General features: G+C 65.2%; 20 protein-coding genes. 12 read left to right on the forward strand and 8 right to left on the reverse strand.

The annotated features are described in order from the left end of the window. Positions 1 to 135 precede the first annotated feature (135 nt). On the forward strand, positions 136 to 654 hold the full coding sequence (locus NLM15_RS39385) for a DUF6101 family protein (RefSeq protein ID WP_254123333.1): 519 nt from the start codon (positions 136 to 138) through the stop codon (positions 652 to 654). A 116-nt stretch (positions 655 to 770) separates the two neighbouring features. Here the strand turns inward: NLM15_RS39385 and ubiA are convergent, their stop codons facing one another. Then, a complete protein-coding gene (gene ubiA, locus NLM15_RS39390) occupies positions 771 to 1,700 on the reverse strand; it encodes a 4-hydroxybenzoate octaprenyltransferase (RefSeq protein ID WP_254123334.1) in 930 nt (309 codons plus the stop codon). Further along, positions 1,697 to 2,356, reverse strand: a complete 660-nt coding sequence (locus NLM15_RS39395; RefSeq protein ID WP_254123335.1) for a hypothetical protein — start codon at positions 2,354 to 2,356, stop codon at positions 1,697 to 1,699. Before NLM15_RS39395 ends, ubiA begins: the two co-directional genes overlap by 4 nt. A 211-nt stretch (positions 2,357 to 2,567) precedes the next feature. Between NLM15_RS39395 and NLM15_RS39400 the strand changes: the two genes are divergently transcribed. From NLM15_RS39400 to NLM15_RS39425, 6 genes are all read left to right on the forward strand, one after another. Continuing rightward, complete coding sequence (locus tag NLM15_RS39400; RefSeq protein ID WP_254123336.1) at positions 2,568 to 3,323, forward strand: 16S rRNA (uracil(1498)-N(3))-methyltransferase; 756 nt, start codon at positions 2,568 to 2,570, stop codon at positions 3,321 to 3,323. 131 nt (positions 3,324 to 3,454) lie between these two features. Next, positions 3,455 to 4,606 carry an ATP phosphoribosyltransferase regulatory subunit gene (locus NLM15_RS39405; protein ID WP_254123337.1) on the forward strand — a complete coding sequence of 384 codons (1,152 nt, stop codon included), beginning with the start codon at positions 3,455 to 3,457 and terminating at the stop codon, positions 4,604 to 4,606. Positions 4,607 to 4,609: 3 nt separating this feature from the next. Then, positions 4,610 to 5,587, forward strand: a complete 978-nt coding sequence (hisG, locus tag NLM15_RS39410) for an ATP phosphoribosyltransferase (RefSeq protein ID WP_254123338.1) — start codon at positions 4,610 to 4,612, stop codon at positions 5,585 to 5,587. An 86-nt stretch (positions 5,588 to 5,673) separates the two neighbouring features. Then, a complete protein-coding gene (locus tag NLM15_RS39415) occupies positions 5,674 to 6,735 on the forward strand; it encodes a glycosyltransferase family 2 protein (protein ID WP_254123339.1) in 1,062 nt (353 codons plus the stop codon). Next, positions 6,732 to 7,577 (forward strand): ChbG/HpnK family deacetylase, encoded by an 846-nt coding sequence (locus NLM15_RS39420; protein ID WP_254123340.1) that lies wholly within the window; start codon positions 6,732 to 6,734, stop codon positions 7,575 to 7,577. Before NLM15_RS39415 ends, NLM15_RS39420 begins: the two co-directional genes overlap by 4 nt. A gap of 127 nt (positions 7,578 to 7,704) precedes the next feature. Next, entirely contained in the window at positions 7,705 to 8,532 is an 828-nt protein-coding gene (locus NLM15_RS39425; protein WP_254123341.1) for a DUF2076 domain-containing protein, read from the forward strand. Positions 8,533 to 8,605: 73 nt separating this feature from the next. On the opposite strand, the gene NLM15_RS39430 is transcribed toward NLM15_RS39425, so the two are convergent. Further along, positions 8,606 to 9,418 carry a L,D-transpeptidase gene (locus tag NLM15_RS39430; protein ID WP_254123342.1) on the reverse strand — a complete coding sequence of 271 codons (813 nt, stop codon included), beginning with the start codon at positions 9,416 to 9,418 and terminating at the stop codon, positions 8,606 to 8,608. Positions 9,419 to 9,728: 310 nt separating this feature from the next. Here NLM15_RS39430 and NLM15_RS39435 point away from each other — a divergent pair, with 310 nt between their 5' ends. Then, positions 9,729 to 10,508: a protein phosphatase CheZ gene (locus NLM15_RS39435; RefSeq protein ID WP_254123343.1), complete on the forward strand. Its 780-nt coding sequence runs from the start codon at positions 9,729 to 9,731 to the stop codon at positions 10,506 to 10,508. Between the two features lie 163 nt (positions 10,509 to 10,671). Here NLM15_RS39435 and NLM15_RS39440 read toward each other — a convergent pair whose 3' ends face one another. Then, positions 10,672 to 11,193 carry a hypothetical protein gene (locus NLM15_RS39440; RefSeq protein ID WP_063687171.1) on the reverse strand — a complete coding sequence of 174 codons (522 nt, stop codon included), beginning with the start codon at positions 11,191 to 11,193 and terminating at the stop codon, positions 10,672 to 10,674. Between the two features lie 329 nt (positions 11,194 to 11,522). Here NLM15_RS39440 and groES point away from each other — a divergent pair, with 329 nt between their 5' ends. The 3 genes from groES to NLM15_RS39455 all read left to right on the forward strand — a co-directional run bounded on the left by groES (position 11,523) and on the right by NLM15_RS39455 (position 14,954). Next, a complete protein-coding gene (groES, locus tag NLM15_RS39445) occupies positions 11,523 to 11,819 on the forward strand; it encodes a co-chaperone GroES (protein ID WP_254123344.1) in 297 nt (98 codons plus the stop codon). Between the two features lie 146 nt (positions 11,820 to 11,965). Further along, a complete protein-coding gene (groL, locus tag NLM15_RS39450) occupies positions 11,966 to 13,597 on the forward strand; it encodes a chaperonin GroEL (RefSeq protein ID WP_254123345.1) in 1,632 nt (543 codons plus the stop codon). 145 nt (positions 13,598 to 13,742) lie between these two features. Beyond that, entirely contained in the window at positions 13,743 to 14,954 is a 1,212-nt protein-coding gene (locus NLM15_RS39455) for a hypothetical protein (RefSeq protein WP_254123346.1), read from the forward strand. 1,251 nt (positions 14,955 to 16,205) lie between these two features. Here the strand turns inward: NLM15_RS39455 and NLM15_RS39465 are convergent. Both NLM15_RS39465 and NLM15_RS39470 read right to left on the reverse strand, forming a co-directional pair. Continuing rightward, entirely contained in the window at positions 16,206 to 16,604 is a 399-nt protein-coding gene (locus NLM15_RS39465) for an META domain-containing protein (protein ID WP_254123348.1), read from the reverse strand. A 141-nt stretch (positions 16,605 to 16,745) separates the two neighbouring features. Next, complete coding sequence (locus NLM15_RS39470) at positions 16,746 to 18,410, reverse strand: L-lactate permease (RefSeq protein WP_254123349.1); 1,665 nt, start codon at positions 18,408 to 18,410, stop codon at positions 16,746 to 16,748. 311 nt (positions 18,411 to 18,721) lie between these two features. Here NLM15_RS39470 and NLM15_RS39475 point away from each other — a divergent pair, with 311 nt between their 5' ends. Further along, the gene (locus NLM15_RS39475; protein WP_254123350.1) at positions 18,722 to 20,485 is read left to right on the forward strand and encodes an ABC transporter ATP-binding protein/permease; all 1,764 of its coding nucleotides are present in this window, start codon (positions 18,722 to 18,724) and stop codon (positions 20,483 to 20,485) included. A 245-nt stretch (positions 20,486 to 20,730) separates the two neighbouring features. Here NLM15_RS39475 and NLM15_RS39480 read toward each other — a convergent pair whose 3' ends face one another. Beyond that, positions 20,731 to 21,741 (reverse strand): TorF family putative porin, encoded by a 1,011-nt coding sequence (locus NLM15_RS39480; RefSeq protein WP_254123351.1) that lies wholly within the window; start codon positions 21,739 to 21,741, stop codon positions 20,731 to 20,733. A 449-nt stretch (positions 21,742 to 22,190) separates the two neighbouring features. After that, positions 22,191 to 22,562 carry a histone gene (locus NLM15_RS39485; RefSeq protein WP_254123352.1) on the reverse strand — a complete coding sequence of 124 codons (372 nt, stop codon included), beginning with the start codon at positions 22,560 to 22,562 and terminating at the stop codon, positions 22,191 to 22,193. Between the last annotated feature and the right edge of the window lie 23 nt (positions 22,563 to 22,585).

Genomic DNA, 22,585 nt, shown 5'->3' on the forward strand with positions numbered 1-22,585 from the left:
ATGCGTGCCAAGGTCTTGTCAATCATGAGCGGCGGTGACGCTGGGTTAACCAGCCTTTTTAAGCGGTTTCGGCAAGGCGCGCGCTAAGGTCCTCGCATCGACCGGGAATATAATCCCGGCGGGGAGACTAAAGCCGTGAGGCGTCAAACAGCTACATGCGGGGTCACTCCCGACGGGTCGGGCCGCAGCTTGCGGCTCGACCCTCTTTCCCTTCCGGTCCGCTTCGATGCGCACGATCCGCGCGCCGACGGATACACCCGGCAGATCGAGCTTCATCGCGAGCGTGTCGTGCTGCGCCGTGCCGTCCGCGGCATGCAGATGGCGATCAACGTGCGCGTCAGCGACTTCACCGGCGTCGCGCTGCGCGGCAACGACGAGGCGCAGACCCTCGTGCTCGTGCATCGCGATCCCTCGCTCTCCGTTCCGCTGCTGGTCAGCGCCGATGGCGACGAGCTCGCCGAGGCCTGGGCCGTGTGGAGCGAACTGTTCGCGCTTCCGCAACTCGACGAAGGCGCCCGCAAGCCCACGCCGCGCCGTCGCCGCGCCAACGCAATCCGCGCCCGTCGCCCGAAATTTTTGATGCGCCGGCGCACCGCCATGACCCGCGAGCTGCCGGTTCATCGCGCCGAACGCGAGATCATCGCAAGGAATTGAGCGGCAATCACAAGTGCCGTAGGGTGGGCAAAGCGAAAGCGTGCCCACCTCCTCTATCGCAATCCTGGAAAGATGGTGGGCACGGCGCAAGAGCGCCTTTGCCCACCCTACGGCAGCTACGCCCGCGTCACCGCGTCGACCAGCAATCCCGCAAACAGCAGCAAGCCCGCATATTTGTTCGAGTAGAACAGGCGCTTGCAGAGTTCGGGATCGTCGATCCTCAAGCGCACGATCTGCGAGGCCAGATGCACGGCGAAGGCGAAAAGCCCGAGCCAGGCCGGCCAGCGCGCATCGCCTGAGGCCAGCGCGACGCCGATCAGCATCACCGCAAGGCCGTAGAACAGGATCAGCGCCTGGTGCGTGTGGGCGCCGAACAGGCGCGCGGTGGACTTGATGCCGATCAGGGCGTCGTCCTCGGCATCCTGATGCGCGTAGATCGTGTCATAGCCGATCACCCAGGCAATCGATCCGGCATAGAGCACCAGCGCGGTCAATTCGATGCGGCCGAAGGTGACGGCAAATCCCATCAAGGCGCCCCAGGAGAAGGCGAGGCCCAGCACGATCTGGGGCCACCAAGTGATGCGCTTCATGAAGGGATAGATCGCGACGATCAAAAGCGAGGCGATGCCGGTCGCAATCGCGAAGCGGTTGAACTGCAGCAGCACCACGAGACCGGTGAGCGCCTGCGCGACCATGAAGACCAGCGCCTGCCTGGTGGTCACCTGCCCCGACGGCAGCGGCCGCGAGCGGGTGCGCTCGACCTTGTCGTCGAGGTCGCGGTCGGTGATGTCGTTCCAGGTGCAGCCGGCCCCGCGCATCACGAAGGCGCCGATGAAGAACAGCACGATGGTGAGCGGCAGGCCGCGGACGTCATGTGCCATGGCGGCGGCGAGCGCCGCCGACCACCAGCACGGCATCAACAGGAGCCAGGAGCCGATCGGACGATCAAAGCGCGACAGCCGCAAATAGGGCCGCGCCCATTGCGGCGCGAGCGTATCGACCCAGTTGCCGGTGGAATCGGCAACGCGGGCGGATGTGTCGCTCATCGGGTGAGAACGTTGCCGTTGAGCGTGTCGAAGGTGCTGCCGCCCTTCTTGCCGGCATTGGCCTCAGGCGCCGAGCCCGAACCCAGCACCTCGCTCAAGGACGGGCCGGCCGGACCGCGCGGCTGGTTCTGCATCTGCTGCGCGACGTTGCAGACCTTCGCCTGCATGGCCTCGGTGTTCTTGTGGCCTTCCTTCATCTGCCCGCCAACCTGGGGCGGGATTCCGCATTTGGCGGCGTTGGTCTCGATGTACTTGATCATCTTCGACTCGGCCTGGCTGAAATTGCGGATCAGCTTGCAGGCCTCGTCCGGCGGGGCGTGACGATCGCTCGCGGCCTTGATCAGCTTGCCGCGCTTCTCGGCTTCCTCGCGCAGGGGCATGAAGGCCTTCATGCAGTCCTCGCCGGGACCGCCCTGCGTCGGCGGGGCCGCGCTGAAAGCACCGGCACCACCGACGGGCGCGGTGCCATTCACGGGAAACGACGCTTGCGGCGCCGCACCGACCGAGGCGGTCGGGGCCGAGCCATTCACAGGCGGAAATGCGGAACTGGTTGCGGCCTGTCCGGGCAGCGGCGCAGGGAAGCCCTGCGCGTAGGCGCCAGCGGCACCCATGGTGACCATGGCGGCAGTGATCGGAACCATCAAATGACGGATCATCAAGATAGTCTCTCCGGCAGGAGCTTACGGGGTTCGGCGCCTTCCTAATTGAAGCGCAACCAGCGTGCTGGCGATTCTACGATTCCCGCCGGCCCTTAACAACCCGCCGAATAGGGCAAGAGCGCGGCGCGCCGCCGCACCGATTTGGCAATATTTACCCCCGGAATGGCTGCTTTCGGTTAATAAATGCGGCGAATCGGACCTTTGAACGATGCCCTCCCACGATTTTCGTGCTCCCCGCCTGTTCGTCGACGCCCCCCTTGCCCAGGACACCAGGGTCCCGCTCGACCGCGACCAGAGCAATTATCTCGGCAATGTGCTGCGGCTTGCCGCCGGGGCCGAGGTTCTGGCGTTCAACGGCCGCGACGGCGAGTGGCAGGCCGCGATCGAAGGCCGCAAGCGGCCGGACGGCCTCGTCATCCTCCAGCAGACCCGGCCCCAGGACCGGCTGGCCGACCTCACTTACGTCTTCGCCCCGCTCAAGCATGCCCGGCTCGACTACATGGTGCAAAAGGCCATCGAGATGGGCGCCGCCACGCTTCAGCCGGTCCTCACCCGGTTCACCCAGGCCTCCCGGGTCAACACCGAGCGAATGCGCGCCAATGTCGTCGAAGCAGCCGAGCAGTGCGGCATTTTGAGCATCGCCGCGGTGGCCGAGCCGGTGCCGCTGGAGCGGTACCTCAGTCAGCGCCCTGCGGGCCGCCTGCTCATCTTCTGCGATGAGGCAGCGGAGGTCCAAAACCCCGTTCAAAGCCTGCAAGCTGCGCACGAGCCCGGCCAAGGTATCGACGTGCTGATCGGCCCCGAAGGCGGCTTTGCCGAGGAAGAGCGAGCGCTGTTGCTGCGGCAGCCGAAAATCCTGCGGCTGGCGCTCGGCCCCCGGATCATGCGGGCCGACACCGCCGCGGTGGCCGCTCTGGCGCTGGTGCAGGCGGTGCTGGGCGATTGGGGCGGCGGGACCAGCTGATCCCGGCATTGCCCAGCCATTAAGCGATTGATCCTTTGGAGGTCGAAACCGTTTCCGGGCCATGCTAAGGGCTGCGCCAATTCGCCTCCCCTTGCCCAAGCCCGGTTCCACCGGGACGATGGACCCCTGTGATGACCGCGACTGCCACCTCAAATGCTGCCGGCTCCGCCGCCTGGGCGGATACGCTGCTCTTGTCGTTCGCGCAGGCCGGCTATGTCAGGGCTGAGCCCGCGATCCTGCAGCCGGCCGAGCCGTTCCTGGACCTCTCCGGCGAGGACATCCGCAAGAGCCTGTACCTGACCACGGACCTGTCCGGCGAGGAACTCTGCCTGCGGCCCGACCTGACCATTCCCGTCGCCCGCGACTACCTCGCCTCCGGCCGCGCCGGCCAGCCGGCCGGGTTCAGCTATCTCGGTCCGGTGTTCCGCTACCGCAGCGGCCAGGCCAGTGAATTCCTCCAGGCCGGCATCGAATCGTTCGGCCGCCAGGACCGTGCCGCCGCAGATGCCGAGATGCTGGCGCTGGCGCTGGAGGCGACCAGCGCCTTCGGCGTCCGCGATGTCGAGATCCGCACCGGCGACGTCGCGCTGTTCAACGCCCTGCTCGACGCGCTCGACCTCTATCCGGTCTGGCGCCGCCGCCTGGTCAAGGATTTCAACCGCAAGATCAGCCTGGAAAAAGATCTGGAGAAGCTCGCGGCCGCGACCACCGCGACACGCAGCGAATACGAGGGCGTGCTGGCCGCGCTTGCCGGCTCCGACCGCAAGGCGGCGCTGGCCTTCGTCACCGATCTGATGTCGATCGCCGGCACCACCAATGTTGGCGGCCGTACCACTGCCGAGATCGCCGACCGTTTCCTCGAGCAGTCGACGCTGAAGGGCGGCGCGCTGCCGCGCGAGGCGATCGCCGTGCTGAAGCGCTTCCTGGGCATCGCGGGCAATCCCGACGATGCCATCGCCGAGCTGCGTGCGCTCACCACGGACGCGAAGCTCGATCTCACTGCCGCCGTCGACCAGTTGGAAAGCCGGGTCGGCTTCATGGCCGCGCGCGGCATCGACGTGAAGCAAACCCGCTTTTCGACCGCGTTCGGGCGCGGCCTCGACTACTACACCGGTTTCGAATTCGAGCTGCATCACAGGGGCAACGGCGCCGAGCCATTGGTCGCCGGCGGCCGCTATGACGGGCTGATGACCCAGCTCGGTTCAGCCGAGCCGATCCCCGCGGTCGGCTTCTCGGTCTGGGTGGACGCGCTGACCCGGATCGGCCGCAAGGTGGGAGCTTAAGCCATGAGCGCGCCATTCGTCCTGGCCGTTCCCTCCAAGGGCCGCCTTCAGGAAAACACCGAGGCGTTCTTCGCCCGCGCCGGGCTCAAGCTGTCGAAGGCCGGCGGCGCGCGCGACTATCGCGGCACGCTTGCGGGCCTCGACAATGTCGAGGTCGCGTACCTGTCGGCGAGCGAGATCGCTTCGCAACTGTCACGCGGCAATGCGCATCTCGGCGTTACCGGCGAAGACCTGGTGCGCGAGAACATCGCGGATGCCGACAAGCGCGTGTCCCTGATCGAGGGGCTCGGCTTCGGCTATGCCGACGTCGTCGTCGCGGTGCCGCAGGCGTGGATCGACGTCCGCACCATGGCCGACCTCGACGACGTCACCACCGGCTTCCGCGAGCAGCATCACATGCGGATGCGGGTCGCGACCAAGTTCATCAACCTCACCCGCGCCTTCTTCCAGAGCCACGGCATCACCGATTACCGCATCGTCGAGAGCGCGGGCGCGACCGAAGGCGCGCCGGCGGCCGGCAGCGCCGAGCTCATCGTCGACATCACCACGACCGGCGCGACGCTCGCCGCCAACGGATTGCGGGTGCTCGACGACGGCGTGATCCTGCGCAGCCAGGCCAATCTGGTCGCCTCAAGGGACGCCGACTGGTCGCCGCAGGCGCGGGAGACCGCCCGCGTCATCCTCGATCACATCGCAGCAAGGGCACGGGCGAACAAATACCGCGAGGTCCGGACCCGCTTCCGGCAATGCGACGCGGCCCTGCTCGGCGAAGCCCACAGCCGTTTCGGCGTCGAAGCCCCGTTCGGCGGACCGACCTCGTCGGGCATGCTGACGCTGCACTGCCCGCCGGGCCAGCTCTATGCGCTGGCGAGCTTCCTCCGCGAGCATGGCGCCGAGACCGTCTCGGTGGTTTCGCTCGACTACGTGTTCGACCGGGAGAACCCGCTGTTCGCCAAGCTCGAGGCGTTTCTGCGGCGGTGAGCCTCGGGTCCGTTCAGCGTAGCGACAGCAAACGGCAGCTACCATATGCTGCTCAGAACAATTGGACGCCTCTGGAACCTTGATCAATGACGCTGGGCTCTGACGTTTCCGGCATGACGACCACCGCGGCCAGCGCCGCCGCGAAGGGGTTGTCGATTGTCGTCCCCGTCTACAACGAGGCGGCGGGCCTCGCCGCCCTGCACCAGCGCATCTGCGATCTCGCAAGGACCTTGCAGGAGCGCTATCGCCTCGCTTGCGAGGTCGTCTATGTCGACGACGGCAGCGCAGACGCCACGCTGGCGATCGCCCGCTCGCTGCCGGCCGACGCGATCGACGTCCAGGTGGTCTCGCTGTCGCGCAATTTCGGCAAGGAAGCGGCGCTGATGGCCGGCCTCGACCATGCCCGGCTCGGCGCCGTGATGTTCATGGACGGCGACGGCCAGCATCCGCCGGCCCTGGTCGAGCAGCTCGTGCGGCACTGGATCGAGGACGGCTATGACGTCGTCTATACCGCCAAGGCCCATCGCGACAACGAGCCCTTCCTGCGCCGCGTCGCCGTGCACGGCTTCTATGCGCTGATCAATTGGGGCGCGCGCCAGAAGATCCCTGAAGACGCCGGCGACTTCCGCCTGCTGTCGCCGCGCGCGGTCGCAGCCCTCAGGCAGCTGCCGGAGCGCAACCGCTTCTTCAAGGGCCTCGCGAGCTGGATCGGCTTCCGCCAGATCCGCGTCGACTACGAACCCGCGCCGCGCACCCACGGCGTGACGACCTTCAGTGCCGCGCGTCTGCTCGGCCTGTCGATCGAAGGGGTGACCTCGTTCTCGGTCGCGCCGCTGCGCTTCGCCAGCCTGCTCGGCGTGATCCTCGCCGGCGGCGCCTTCCTGTTCGGCCTCTCGATCCTCTGGGAGGTCTGGACCACCGGCAAGCAGGTGCCCGGCTATCCCTCGCTCGTGATCGGCCTGATGACCATCGGCGGCGTGCAGCTCATCATGATCGGCATCGTCGGCGAATATATCGGCAAGATCCTGTCCGAGCTGAAGGCGCGCCCGATCTATTTCGTCGCCGAGCACAGCGAGAAGCATTTCGAGACCGACAAGGCCCAGGCCGCTTCAAGCCAGGACGCCTCGAAGAGGACGGCCGCCGAATGAGCGCGGCCGCGGGCCTGCGGCGGATCTGGCTCTGCGCCGACGACTACGGCATCAGCCCGGGCGTCAACCGCGCCATCCGCGACCTGATCGCGCGCGGCCGTCTCAATGCCACCTCGGTGATGATGGTGGGACCCGCGATCGAGCGCAGCGAGATCGAGGCGCTCCAGACGGCGGCGAAAGCCAGCCCGCGCTGCGCCATCGGCTTGCACGTGACATTGTCGGCGCCGTTCCGGCCGCTCACCATGCATTTCCGACCGCTCGACGGCGACATGTTCATGCCGTTCCCGAAACTGCTGCGCGCGGGCCTTGCGCGCCGGCTCGACCGCGAATTCTTTCGCAACGAGGTCAAGGCGCAGCTGGCGGCATTCGCGGAAGCGTTCGGGCGCGTGCCTGACTTCGTCGACGGCCACCAGCATGTGCAGCTCTATCCGCAGGTGCGCGACGGCTTTGTCGACGCGGTCGCCGAAGTCGCACCAAAAGCCTGGGTGCGCCAGGGCGGCCGCGACCTGCCGCTCCTGCAGCGGCTGGCCTCACCAAAAGCGATGGTGCTCGATATCCTCAGCGCACAGTTCCGCCGCCGCGCCGGCACGGCCGGCCTCAGCTTCAACCCCGGCTTCGCCGGCGCCTATGATTTTACGCGCGAGGCCGATTTCGGCGCGTTGATGCGGCAATTCCTGGAGGGCCTTCCCGATGGCGGCCTCGTGATGTGCCACCCCGGCTTCGTCGACGACATCCTGTCCGGCCTCGATCCGATGACCGACGTCCGCGAACGCGAGCACGCTTATCTGGCGGGCGATGCGTTTGCGCGCCTGCTGGCGGACAGCGGCGTCACGCTGGGGTGAAACCGGCGGAAAGCCGGCCCGGGAGGCAGCTTGTCGCATACCGAAATTTAATCCGGCCGCCACTGTTGGGGCCACAATGGAACCCTACATCCCGCTTGCGCTTGTTTTCGCGCGAGGGAGATTGACCATGACGCCGCAGGAACGCCAGCTCGTTGACGAGCTTTTCGACCGGCTTTCGAAACTGGAAAATGCACCGCGCGATCCCGACGCGATTGCCGCGATCTCCGATGGCCTGCGCAAGGCCCCCGGCGCAGTCTACGCGCTGGTGCAGACCACGCTGCTGCAGGACGAAGCGCTGAAGCGCGCCCATAACCGCATCCAGGAGCTGGAAGCGGCGCAAGCCCCCGAGCAGGCGCAGTCCGGCGGCTTCCTCGACACCATGCGCGATTCGCTGTTCGGCGGAGGCCCGTCGCGCGGCTCGGTTCCGAACGTGCCGCCGCGCGATGCGCGGCCGGTCTGGAACACCGGTCAGGCGATGCAGCAGACGCAACCGGGCTACCCGCCTTACGGACAGGCTTACGGCCAAGGTCAGGGCCAGGCCCCGGGCTATGGCGCCCCGCCGGTCGGCGGTGGCGGCGGCTCGTTCCTCGGCACGGCGGCGGCCGCCGCAGCCGGCGTCGTCGGCGGCTCGCTGCTGCTCTCCAGCATTCGCGGCATGATGGGCGGATCGCACCAGCAGGCCTTTGGCGACACCAACTCCCTGGGCGGCGATCGCAGCCCCTGGGGCGGTAGCGATCAGTCCGGCGGCTCGCTGGCGCGCGATGCCGGCCTCAACGACATCGGCTCGAGCCGCGACCGCGGCGACAGTTCACGCCAGGGCTTCGCCGACCAGGCGTCGAACGATCGGGACAACAACGACCAGAACTACGACGACAACAACGACGACGGCCATATGGACATGGCCGACGACAGCGATTTCGACGACGGAGACGACGGCGGCAGCGATTACGCGTGAGGCTGCCCGATAACGCCGCAAGCAAAAACGGCCGCCCCGAGGGCGGCCGTTTTCATTTTGAAACCCCAGAGCCTCACATCACCACGACCTTGGTGCCGACATTGACGCGGCCGTAGAGGTCGATGACGTCCTCGTTGCGCATGCGGATGCAGCCGGAGGAGACGTTGGTGCCGATGGTCCAGGGCTCGTTGGAGCCGTGGATGCGGTAGAGCGTCGAGCCCAGATACATCGCGCGCGCGCCGAGCGGATTTTCCGGGCCGCCTTCCATGTGCCGGGGCAGATCGGGCCGGCGCGCGATCATTTCCGCCGGCGGCGTCCAGTCCGGCCATTCGCGCTTGGCCGTGATCGACTTCACGCCGGACCAGGTGAAGCCGGGACGGCCGACGCCGATGCCGTAGCGCATCGCACGTCCGTTGCCCTCGACGAGATAGAGAAACTTGTTCGGGGTATCGACGACGATGGTCCCGGCAGTTTCCTTGCCGCTATAGTCAACAGACTGTTTCTCGAACCTCGGATCGAATGGACGCTGACGCGGGTCGACCGCTTCCTGCTGAACCGCGCCTTGCTGATATCCGCCTTGCATCTGCGGCTCGCCCATCGGCGGCAGGCGGCGCGGATCGTAATAGCCCGGCTGCTGCTGATAGACCGGCTGCTGCGGCGCGTAGGCCGGACCGCGACCGGGGCCGTCGCCGAACAGGAACTCGATGAAGCCGCCGCCCATGTTCGCGTTGGAGGCGACGCGCACCGGCGCCGTCGGCACCTGCGGCTGGTAAAGCACCGCTGGCGGATCGTTCGGCACGCTATTGTCGAAGGCGCTGGCGCTGCTCGCGCCGGCAATGAAGGTGCAAGCGCTGCCGAGCAGCGCGACAGACATTTTCTTGAACATCGACGTACTCTGTACTGTTTCGTCTAGATCACATGCGTCGTGGCGCGTTGATGGCTACGACCGCGACGTGGTCAATAAAGAGCAAAAGCCGTTTTGTTTGGTAAACGGAAACAGCGTTTGGATTCACCACGTCGTCAGCAGCGGGGCAATTTGGCGATCAGCGTTTATTTTCGATGAACGCCTCGCACCCATGGTTAATCGCTCGTTTTCACGCCGTCGCGCGCGGCCGCAGAACAGTTCCGGCTGTGAACTTCGTGTTAAATCGCTTCTGCCTACAAAGACGCGTGAATGAGGTGGGGGGAGTATCCTGATGGCTGTTCACCGCAAGCGTTTTCGTGTCGAGGATATCGCCGGTGGCGAGATGCCGATTCTTGATTTAACTGAAGAGGCAGGCCCGATGCATAGCGAGATCATGGCGGAGCTGCGTGCGATCCGCGCACAGATGGCGAAGGGCACTGCGCCCTTGTCCGGCAGCGCAGCCATGGCGGCGATCGACGCCTCCACTGCCCACGAGCTCTCCGAAGCTCGCACCATGCTCGACACCTACCGGGCGCAGATCGAGCAGTGCGAGAAGCTGAAGGTCGAGCTCGACCTCATCCACGACGCCATCGATCGCACCAAGCGCGAGATCGCGACGCTGCACGGCAAGAGCTTCGACGGCGGCGAGATGGCCAAGGTCAATGGCGAGCTCGGCGCGGTCGTCGGCGGCACCGAGCAGGCGACCCAGCAGATACTCGAAGCCGCCGAGTCGATCGACCAGGCGGCCAGCGCGATGTCCAAGGTGCAATCGGCCGACCAGCAGAAGCGACTGGCCGACGACATCCAGGAACGCGTCATCTCGATCTTCGAAGCCTGCAACTTCCAGGACCTGACTGGCCAGCGCATCAGCAAGGTCATGACCACGATGAAGTTCATCGAGCAGCATATCAATGCGATGATGGAGATCTGGGGCGGCGTCGACGCGATCAAGGCCCATGTGCCCGCGCCGGCCGACACCCGCAGCGAGGACGAGAAGCTGCTCAACGGCCCCAAGCTCGCCGGCGACGTCGGCCACGCCTCGCAGGACGACATCGACGCGCTGTTCGACTAAGCGAACGCGGGCATACGGAAAAACAAAACGCCGGCGAAAGCCGGCGTTTTTTGTTGTCTTGCTGAATGTGTCTCACGTCATTCCGGGGCGGTCCGCAGGACCGAACCCGGAATCTCGAGGTTCCGGTTTCACGCTTCGCGTGCCCCGGAACGACAGCAGGACATCACGCCCTCGGCGCGCAGCGGACGTAGACCATGTTGCCGTAGCGGGTGGCGGCGTCCTTGTCGATGAAGCGGGTGATCAGGACGCGGCCGTCGAAGGAGACGATCTCGCGGTCCTGCTCGCCGGGGGTGGGACCCGCCGGCCCGATATAGTTCTTGCCGCTGGGCGAGCCCTTCAGCCGCAGCTCCTGCGGCGTCGCCTGGTCGGCCAGATGCATGATCACGCCGCCGGAGGAACCGGCGGTGATCACGTAGGGGTTCTTGCATTGCGCCCTTGCCGCAGCTTCCGTGCGGGCGCGGTCGGCCGGGTTCTGGAACGAGGCGAGGCCCCAGCGGCCGACGATCTCGTCGGCGCGGATGGTCGCCGGCATTTCCGGACCGGTGCCGGGCTCGGCCTCGGGCGGCGGCGAAGACGACGAGAAGGACGGCAGGCTCATCCCGCCGCCGCAGGCGCCAAGCAGCAGCGCCAGGCAGGAGGCGGCCGCCAGATTGGCAACCGTGCGTGCGTGAGCTGAACTGATCATGACATTCCCCCGAGCAAACCGTCCCCCAAACGAGACCCCGACCGTATCCCTCCTGCAGCCAAGCGCAAAACCGCTGTCGGAGCAATGACGTCCTTTATACGCCAGCGCGACCAATAAGTTTCTGTAGACACAATCCTATATCCGCCTCACCAATCGCTTAACCACCATTGCTTGACAGGATCGCGGCCAAGCCATATTTCCGGGCGCACTATTAGCACTCGGAAAGCCCGATTGCTAAGCGCGCCGTTCGATCCTCGGCAAGAGGGTGGACGAAGCGCCGCCCCACCCACTTCCACTACCTCCGAAGCGAGCCTCCAAAGGGAAACGTCATGGCTAAATCCAAATTTCGTCCGCTGCATGACCGTGTCGTGGTCAAACGTATCGACGCCGAGGAAAAGACCAAGGGCGGCATCATCATTCCGGACACCGCCAAGGAAAAGCCGTCCCAGGGCGAGGTCGTCGCCGTCGGCCCCGGCGGCCGTGACGAGGCCGGCAAGCTGATCCCGATCGACCTCAAGATCGGCGACCGCGTGCTGTTCGGCAAGTGGTCGGGCACCGAGGTCAAGATCGACAACGAAGACCTCCTGATCATGAAGGAGTCGGACATCATGGGCGTAATGGCCTAAGGCCATCCGCCTGAACAGCCGCTGAATGTCATGCCCGGATCGCGCGATCCGGGCATTCCATCATTCCGCCGGGTTCGATTGCGGACCCCCGACATGATGCGACAGACGAGCGGCAGACACATCACGAAACACGAGGGATTGAAGAAATGGCTGCCAAAGACGTCAAGTTTTCCGGAGACGCGCGCGATCGCATGCTGCGCGGTGTCGACATTCTCGCCAACGCCGTCAAGGTGACGCTCGGTCCGAAGGGCCGCAACGTCGTCATCGAGAAGAGCTTCGGTGCGCCCCGCATCACCAAGGACGGCGTCACCGTCGCCAAGGAGATCGAGCTCGAGGACAAGTTCGAGAACATGGGCGCCCAGATGCTGCGTGAGGTCGCCTCCAAGACCAACGACCTCGCCGGCGACGGCACCACCACCGCGACCGTGCTGGCCCAGGCCATCGTGCGCGAAGGCGCCAAGGCGGTCGCCGCCGGCATGAACCCGATGGACCTCAAGCGCGGCATCGACAGCGCGGTTGCGGCCGTCATCAAGGACATCGAGAAGCGCGCCAAGCCGGTCGCTGCCTCCTCCGAGGTCGCCCAGGTCGGCACCATCTCGGCCAACGGCGATGCCGCCATCGGCAAGATGATCGCCCAGGCGATGCAGAAGGTCGGCAACGAGGGCGTCATCACCGTCGAGGAGAACAAGTCGCTCGACACCGAGGTCGACATCGTCGAGGGCATGAAGTTCGACCGCGGCTATCTGTCGCCCTACTTCGTCACCAACGCCGAGAAGATGACCGCCGAGCTCGAGGACGCCTACATCCTCCTGCACGAGAAGAAGCTGTCGGGCCTGCAGGCCATGCTGCCGGTGCTGGAAGCCGTGGTGCAGTCGGGCAAGCCGCTCGTCATCGTCGCCGAGGACGTCGAGGGCGAGGCGCTGGCCACCCTGGTCGTCAACCGCCTCCGTGGCGGCCTGAAGGTCGCCGCCGTCAAGGCGCCGGGCTTCGGCGACCGCCGCAAGGCCATGCTGGAGGACCTCGCGATCCTCACCGGCGGCCAGCTCATCTCCGAAGACCTCGGCATGAAGCTCGAGAACGTCACGGTGAAGATGCTCGGTCGCGCCGGCAAGGTCGTGATCGACAAGGAGAACACCACGATCGTCAAGGGCGCCGGCAAGAAGCCGGAGATCGAGGCCCGCGTCGGCCAGATCAAAGCCCAGATCGAGGAGACCACCTCGGACTACGACCGTGAGAAGCTCCAGGAGCGTCTCGCCAAGCTCGCGGGCGGCGTCGCGGTGATCCGCGTCGGCGGCGCGACCGAGATCGAGGTCAAGGAGAAGAAGGACCGCGTCGAGGACGCGCTCAACGCCACCCGCGCCGCGGTGCAGGAAGGCATCGTCCCCGGCGGCGGCGTCGCGCTGCTGCGCGCCAAGAAGGCGGTGGGCCGCCTTACCAACGCCAATGCCGACGTCCAGGCCGGCATCAACATCGTGCTGAAGGCGCTGGAAGCCCCGATCCGCCAGATCTCCGAGAACGCGGGTGTGGAAGGCTCGATCGTCGTCGGCAAGATCCTGGAGAACAAGTCCGAGACCTTCGGCTTCGACGCCCAGAACGAGGACTATGTCGACATGGTCGAGAAGGGCATCATCGATCCCGCCAAGGTGGTGCGCACCGCGCTCCAGGACGCCTCCTCCGTCGCCGGCCTGCTGGTGACCACGGAGGCCATGGTCGCCGAATTGCCGAAGAAGGAAGCTCCGCCCGCCATGCCGGCCGGCGGCGGCATGGGCGGCTTCTAAGCCTGCCGTTCCGTTACAGTGTTGCGAAGGCCGCCTCCGGGCGGCCTTCTTTTTTGCCGACCCTGCCCCTCCGCTTTCCGATTCAACCGGCGGCCAAAACCCACTACGGTGGCGCGCCGATTCTGTTTCCGCGAGGATTTCGTCGATGCGCGCGCTTCTGGTTTGCCCGACAGTTGCTTTGGCCGCCCTGCTTGCAGTTTCGCCGCATTCCGCATCGGCCCAGATGAAGCTGTCGCCGAAGGCCACCACGCCGGGCGGAACCGAGATCCGCTATTTCACCTCGATCGACGGGCTGATGGACGGCAATGCTGACGTGATCCTGAAGGAGACGCGGCAGGGCAAGACGGTGACGGCGGCCGTGCTCGATGTCTGCTATCCGGTCGCGAAGAATTCCGACCGCAAGGACCGCTTTGTCGTCAATCTCCAGGTCGCGGGCCAGAACCTGACCGGCACGACGCAGAGCCTCGGCGAAAAGGCGCCCGTCACCGTCAAGCTGCTGCGCAAACAGGCCGGCGACACGTTCGAATTCCGCGGCCAGATCGCGATCGGCCAGACCGTGACCGAGGTCACCTCGCCCGACAATTCCGATCTCAGCGAGAAGGAATTTCAGGACAACCAGACCTCGGACGACGGCATCACACCGCAGCCGAAGGATTTCACCGACGTCTCGCCGGAAGCGATCGCGGTCAAGGTCAAGCTGGATGCGGCGACCGAGTTCCTGAAGAGCCTGAAGGGCCAGGAGGTCGAGGTGACGCTGGCGAGCCTGTCGGTCGGCTGCGATGCGCTGCGCGCCGGCGAGCAGACCATCAACATGTCGGTCGATCCGGAACGCGCCGGCGCCCTGCTCGCAAAGTTCAAGGCAATGCCGGGCGTCACCGCGGCAGGCTGGACCGCTGGCATGACCGAGATGGACCGCACCATCCGCTTTGCGGCCGCCGACTGGCGCGACGGCGACAAGATCAACCGCGACAAGGTTTCGACCGCCGTCTCCAACGTGCTGAGCAGGACGCTCGCGGCAAAGCCGGTGTCGCACAGCTTCAACCCGGCCACCGGCAAGCTCAAGCTGGTCTTCAAGCGGCCGAACCAGGATTTTCCGGCGCTCGAGCTCACTGACACGATCGAGGTTGCGGGGCTGATCTCGCCGGACAAGCCCGGCACGACCGACAAGCTCATGCTGTGGATCGGAAGCCCCTCGACCACCACCGCAGATGAGAGCAGCGGCGCCAAGCTCAATCTCTCGGATGACGCTTCGGCCGACGAGGAAGGCGATCAGCCCGACGACAATGGTTCGATCGAGGCGCTCACCAAAGAACTCAAGGGCCAGCGCTGGGACGCCGACAAGTCGGTGTGGAAGTAGGCCCAGTTGCCGCAGTCATTCGCCTGATTGTTAAGATTCGATTCAGTTTAAACGGCCATCATCGGGTGGTCGAACGTGGGTCGCATCATGCAAGACCACGAGCCGAGTACCCTTGGAAACATCCGGTCCGGGAATGTGGTTGGCGGCCAGCTGCCAACGCATCCGGCCAGCCCATGGGATATCCTAGGCCACCATCGCGAAGAAGTGCTGGTGCTCCGAGACCCGTATGGCTTTCGAGCGCGCACCGCTCTGCTGTTTACAATCGCACTTGCGGCAAGCTTTGGGTTGGGGTGGGCCGGGGGACTGAATTGGCCCGCGTTCGCAAACATGCTCGGCGTCAGCCCAATTACCCAGAAAGCGGCGCCCTCACCGCGAGCTTCTGAAACAAGATCCGGAGGCAAGATTGAAGGCGCTCGAAAGATGGTATCCGCCTCCGAGCAAACAACCGCACCCGCTTTTGTAGGAAGCATTCCCAGGACCGCAACGTCGGGCGCACGCCCGTTGACGGCTTCGCAAGTCACTACAAGCCCATCCGGGCCAGCAATAGCAATGAGGCAGCCTTTGGCGCCGGCACCTGAAACGAGGCCTACAACCATACCCGGGTGGACGGTTGTCGACGTTCGGGACGGAACAGCTGTTCTCGAAGGTCCTGACGGCATTCGGATGGCCGCGCGCGGCGACATTATTCCCGGACTCGGGCGAATAGACTCTATCGTGCGCTGGGGCAGTCGTTGGATCGTCGCCACCGCCAACGGATTGATTGCGACGCCGTAACCGTCAAAGAACGGGGGCCAACTGGGCTGCGCTTGGCGAGGAGCAGGCCACGGTCCGAGCGACACGATTACAGCGTCACTCCGCGAACATGCGACTCTGCGATATCAACCAACTGCTCAATCGAGCTGGTGGCGCTGTCCAGAATGAGACGCCCCCGATCCCAAGGCTCGTAAACTCTATTCACGACACCGCCCCAAGTGGGCAAGTCATGCCCATAGATATCCGGCAAGCGGCCTTTTCCGCGGCCAGCGCGTTCGCAATCACATAACCCATCTCGCCACCGGCCTGGCCCGCCGCGTACAAACTCTGCTCGATCGCGTCGATGCGGAGATAGGTCGCTCACAGTCGTCGTGTGAGCTCCCGTGAGATGGTGGTCTTTCCGGTCCCGGGGAGGCCGCCGAACACAACCAGCAGGGGCTGTCGAGACGCTGCCATGGCTCAAGTCCAATGGCTATGAGGTGCCGGCTGTCGAGAAGCTTAATTCCCGGTCGTGCGGAAGCGTAGCGACTTGGGGCCGACGAGCGTCAGCACGTCACCCTGACGCTTCCAGGTCTCGACACTGCTCAGCGCTGCGACGAGTTCGTCGTCGGCCTGCGCCCTGGCCGGCGGGCAGGAGCGATCCTGGATCTGGCCGGGGACGAAGATCACGGTGTTGCCGGCGACCGAGAACTGGCCCTTGCCGCCCTTGCACCAGAGCTCCAGCACCACTTCGCCATTGTCGCCGATCTCGATGTTCGGAATCCGCTTCGAACCCGGTTGCGGCAGCGCCTCCAGCGTCATCTCGGTGCCGAACGGAAAGCCATCCTCGGCACGCGCGAGCGTGGACACCGCAAGCATTGCAACCGCTACACACACCATCTGCCTGAGCGAAACCATGAGACCTCTCGACCGACCTGATCTGCGGCACCTTCTATAAGACGGCGGCGCCGTTGAGAAGGTTCGCGCACGCTGGATACAAAAATCCCCGCAAGGCGGCGAAGCCCTGCGGGGATCTGCGTTGAAGCGAGGCGTTGCCTGTTACTTCAGGACCAGCGCCGTGAACGGCCAGACATAGGCCTGCAACGTCACGAGCACACCGACGAGGCAGGCGAGCACGATCGAATGCCAGAACACGAAGCGCAGGATGGTGCCCTCGTGGCCGTACCAGTTGGTGGCTGTGGAGGCGACCACGATCGACTGCGCGTCGATCATCTTGCCCATGACGCCGCCGGACGAGTTCGCCGCCGCCATCAGCACCGGCGACAGGCCGAGCTGCTCGGAGGTGATCTTCTGCAGGTTTCCGAACAGCACGTTGGAGGCGGTGTCCGATCCCGTCAAAGCCACGCCCAACCAGCCAAGCAGCGTGCCGAAGAAGGGATAGAGCACGCCGGTCGCAGCGAAGGCGAGGCCGAGCGTCGCGTCGACGCCGGACAGCCGCGTCAACGTACCGATCGCGAGCATCGCCGAGATCGTGATCAGCGAGATCGCGCACAGCCGGATGGTGCGGCCGTACTCGGTCAGGAGCCGGCCGGGACCGACGCCCATCAGGAAGCCGGAGATGATCGCGGCGATCAGCATGCCCGTGCCGGTGAACGAGAGATAGGTGAAGCCGAACACCGCGCTCTCTTTCGTCGGCGCCGGCGCGACCGGCGGCATCTTGTTGATCATCTGATGCAGCTCGGGGACGGGATAGTTCCAGACGAAGATCGAGTTCGCCCAGGTCTTGAAGGCGCCGTTGCCCCAGATCAGCATCACGATGCAGACGATGATCCACGGCAGCAGCGCGCTGAACATCTCGCTCTGCGTCAGCGGCGTCTTGTCGAGCGGCTTTGCCGCGGCCATGGTGGAGGCCGATTCATCATTGCCGCGCAACGCGGGCGACAGCCAGAGCTGCCTGGGCTGCCAGACCTTCAGGAACAGGATCAGCGCGCCCATCGAGATCAGCGACGCGCCGATGTCGACGATCCAGGGATTGATGAAGTTGGAGATCACGAATTGCGGGATCGCAAACGAGACGCCGGTGACCAGGATCGCCGGCCAGACATCCTTCATGCCCTTCCAGCCCGCGAACGCCCACACCACCCAGAACGGCACGATCAGCGAGAAGAACGGCAATTGCCGGCCGACCATCGCGCCGAGGATGTAGGGATCGAGCCCTGTGACGGATGCAAGGCCCTGGATCGGCGTGCCGAGCGCGCCATAGGCGACCGGCGCGGTGTTGGCGATCAGCGACAGGCCCGACGCGGCAAGCGGCGAGAAGCCGAGGCCGATCAGCACGGCGCCGGTGATCGCGACCGGGGTGCCGAAGCCCGAAGCGCCCTCGAAGAACGCGCCGAAGGAGAACGCGATCAACAGCAATTGCAGCCGCCGGTCCTCGGTGACGCCGCCGACCGCGCGCTTGAGCAGTTCGAAGCGTCCGGTGGTCACCGTCACCTGGTAGAGGAAGATGACGTTGAGAACGATCCAGCCGATGGGGAAGAAGCCGGTCACGATGCCCAGCACCGAGGCGCGGATCGACATGTTGGCCGGCATCGTGAAGACGAAGATCGTGATCAGATTGGCCACGATCACGGCGATGATTGCCGCAATATGAGCCTGGACGCGGCCGCTCGCGATCAGGACCAGCAGTGTGACGACAGGCACCGCCGCCGCGATCGTCGACAGCACCGGGCTGTGCAGCGGATCATAGACTTGATTCCACATGGTCTTCCTCCCCCACGCCTGTTGCGGCAGGCGGCCCGCGTGGACAGCCGAGCCTGCTTGACGCTGGAAACGATAACCCCCGAGCTTGACGCGAATTCCTCGCGAGTGCGGCGGTTCCCGTCCGCTCACAAGCCCGCGAAGTCCCGGAGGCCCCCACCCCGCGCCGTTGTACCCATGCTAGGGTTGCAAGCTGCGACAAGCCAACGCAAATTGCTGTCTTGCGACTTTAGTCTAAGCGCGCCCATTTCCGCCATTGCCGCAAGCCCTTGGCTCCAGGCACTTGTGCACATCCCCTCAGGAGACAGAGCTCTGTGAAGAACATTAGCGCCACCCTCGCGATCGTCTGGCGAATCGCCGGCCCGTATTTCCGATCGGAGGACAAGTGGGCCGGCCGCGGCCTGCTCGCCGCAGTCATTGCGATCGAGCTGGCACTGGTCGCGATCGACGTGCTGGTGAACCAGTGGCAGAACCGGTTCTACAGCGCGCTCCAGAACAGCGACTGGGACGCCTTCGTCACACAGATCTGGATCTTCATCGCCCTCGCCTTCACGGCGATCGCGCTGGCGGTCTACAAGCTGTACCTCAACCAGTGGCTCCAGATCCGCTGGCGGCAGTGGCTGACCCGGCACTATCTCGGCGAATGGCTCGACGGCTCGACGCACTACCGCATGCAGCTCAAGGGCGATGCGGCCGACAACCCGGACCAGCGCATCACCGAGGACGTCAAGAACTTCGTCGAGCAGACCCTGACCATCGGGCTCGGCCTGCTGTCGTCGATCGTGACGCTGTTCTCCTTCGTGATCATCCTCTGGGGCCTGTCCAACGCCGCGCCGCTGCACCTGTTCGGCACCGACCTCATGATCCCCGGCTATTTGTGCTGGGGGGCGCTGATCTACGCCATCTTCGGCACGGCGCTGACGCACTGGATCGGCGCCCCGCTGGTCAATCTCAATTTCGAGCAGCAGCGCTACGAGGCCGACTTCCGCTTCAACCTCGTGCGCGTCCGCGAGAATTCCGAGCAGATCGCGCTGCTCAAGGGCGAAGGCGCCGAACGCGGTCGCCTCCTCCATCGCTTCGGCTTCGTGATCGGCAACTGGTACGCCATCATGAGCCGGACCAAGCGTCTCACCGCGTTCTCGGCGAGCTATCAGCAGGCCGCCGTGATCTTCCCCTACGTGCTGGTGGCGCCGGCCTTCTTCGCCAAGAAGATCCAGCTCGGCGACATGATGCAGACGGCATCGGCCTTCTCGAGCGTCCAGGGCGCGCTGTCGTTCTTCGTGGTGGCCTACCGGTCGCTGGCGGAATGGCGTGCGATCGTCGCGCGTCTCGACGGCTTCGAGATGTCGGTCGCCTCAGCCACACACCCGCCGTCGCATGAGCCCGCCATTGCGCTGAAGGCCGCGGGCGGCGGCCGCAACATCGCCCTCGACCAGCTCTGCGTGAACCTGCCCAACGGCACACCGCTGGTCACCGCCGACACCTTCGCGATCCAGGCGCCGGAGCGCGTGCTGGTGACCGGGCCGTCCGGCGCCGGCAAGTCGACGCTGTTCCGGGCCATCGCCGGCATCTGGCCATTCGGCGCCGGCACCATCTTCATCCCCGAAAAGGCGAAGCTGATGATGCTGCCGCAGCGTCCCTATTTCCCGGTCGGCGTGCTGCGCGATGCCGTCATCTACCCCGCAGCGCCTGGCACGTTCGAGAGCGCACAGATCAGGGACGCGCTGGTCGCGGTCGGGCTGCCCGGCCTCGCCGAGCGGCTCGACGAGGACGGCCACTGGAACCGGATGCTGTCGCTCGGCGAGCAGCAGCGCCTGGGGCTTGCGCGCGCGCTGCTGCATGTGCCGGACTACCTGTTCCTGGACGAGGCCACGGCGTCGCTGGACGAGCCGTCCGAGGCCCGGCTGTACCGGCTGCTGGCGGAGAAGCTGCCACAGGCCACCATCGTCTCGATCGGCCACCGCTCGACACTCGACGCCTTCCACACCCGCAAGGTGGCGCTGGTCAAGGACGGCGCGATCCACGTGCTCGGTAACGGCGGCGAACCGGCCGAGAAAGAGCCGAGCGTGGCGAGCTGAGGCGGGCGCAAGGTTGGCGGTTCGGTGCTTGGCTCGGAGGGCGCCCCCCACTCGTCATGCCCGGGCTTGACCCGCCTGCGCGGCCGAAGCCGCTTCGGCGAGGCGAAGGCCCGGGCATCCACGCCTTTTCTGCGTCGGAGCTAACACGTGGATGGCCGGGTCAAGCCCGGCCATGACTGCGTGGAGAAAAGCAAAAGGGCGGCAGGTTGCCCTGCCGCCCTCATCAAGTCTCTTCGGGAAGAAACTTACTTCAGGTTGCTCATCGCCGTCAGGTCGAACGAGAGCTTGGCGATGCCGGTGGCGCCGCACCAGTTGGAGCCGACGCCCGACGGATTGATCGGCGTCACGAAGGTGCCGGTCGAAGCGGTGAGATTGCCGCGAGCCGCAAAGTCGCTGGTGAAGGCGTTGCAATCACCCTTGGAGAGGTTGGTGTCGGAGTAGCGCAGGTCCAGCGTGGCGACCTTGTAGGTGAAGCCGATGCCGATGTTCCAGGTGTTGTAGTCGGCATACTTGATGCCGTTCGGGAAGGCCGGGACGCCATAGAAGCTGTCGGAGGTGCCGAGCCACTGACGGCCGAACTCACCCGACACGTACATGCCGACGCCGCTGGCGCCGAAGATCGTGGGGGGCGCGATGTACTTGCCGGTGACCGAAGCGTAGTTGCCCCAGGCGCCCGAGTTCAGGTAGCTCGGGGTATAGTATTCGGTGAAGCCGAACGAGAAGTTGTCGTTCACCGTGTAGGTGCCCTTGGCGTAGACTTCGAAGAAGCTGAGGTCCTTCTTGATCACGTTGGTGTTGAGCAGGGCCTTCTCGGCGCAGTCAGCGCCCTGGAACACGCCGGCGTTGTCGATGCCGGTGCCGCCGAAATAGCAGGTGCCGCCCGGATACAGGTAACCCCAGACACCGATATCGAAGGCGAACGCGCCGAAGGTCGGGCGGATACCGCCGTAGATGTCGATCTCGGCCGCGGCGCGGTTCGGGAAGGAGATGCTCTCACCGGACACGCCGACATAGAGCTGCAGGTCCTTGGTGACGTTGTAGCGCGGCTCGAAATAGGCCGTGACCGACGGCTTGTGGTTCGACTGGGTGATGCCGCGGAAGACATAGTCGCTCATGATCGCGCCGCCGAAGGCGACATCCCAGGGGTCAAAGGCGGGCGGCGGCGGGGCCTTCAGAGCCTTGACCGGCATGTCTGCCGCGAAAGCCGAACCCGTCACCATTGCCAGCGCCGTTGCTAACAAAGCCACTTTTTTCATTTCAATCCCCATCACCAGTTCTCACCCAGTCGGTTTCCCGGAAGCCCCCCGGGGGTACGACCCGTCTGCAAAATTTCGTTACTGCGACAATCTGGATGGGAGGATGTGAACCGTGAAGCAAAAATCACGAGCATCTGCCGACTTTTTAGGCGTTCTGACGTTTCTACAAAAGGTTGTCAGCCTGTGTTGCTTCTCGATCACATTATTTGCATTCCAAAGTGCACAGAGCCGCCCGGATTAATACGGGCGCCTCCGGTGCAGTGGTGCCGGTGCCACGAATCAGACTGACGCAGGAAACGACAACCGCCCGGGGCCATTGTGACGATGCAAAAAGGCCGCAGCGTCACCGCCGCGGCCTTCCTGTTGTCGGTCGTTATCGCCAGGACGGACCCAGCCTTGCCTCGACCTCGGACCTCGCTCCGGTCCTGACTTTGGCCCTGACTTGGGACCTAGCCTTGTCCGTCGGCCGGCGTCGGCTCCGCAGAAGACGAAGGCATCGCCCAGCTTGTCTCGGCAGCGGGCTCGGGAGCCGGAGCTGCCACCGGCGCTGACGGCTTCGGCGCAGGAGCTGCCTTCGCCTTCCTCGGTGCTGCTTTCTTTGCGGCCTTCTTCGGTGCAGCCGCCTTGGCAGCCTTCTTCACAGACTTCTTGGCCGACGTCTTCGCAGCCTTCTTGGCGGCCTTCTTCGGGGCAGCCTTCTTCGATTTCTTGGCAGACTTTTTCGCGGACTTCTTGGCTGCCTTCTTCGCGGTCTTCTTCGCCGCTACAGCCTTCTTGGCCTTTTTGGCCTTCTTGCTTTTCTTCTTCTTCGCTTTCGCCATCGTGGTCCTCCTGTTGCCGCCAA

This window comes from Bradyrhizobium sp. CCGB20 (assembly GCF_024199855.1).
In the GTDB taxonomy this organism is placed as follows: Bacteria; Pseudomonadota; Alphaproteobacteria; order Rhizobiales; family Xanthobacteraceae; genus Bradyrhizobium.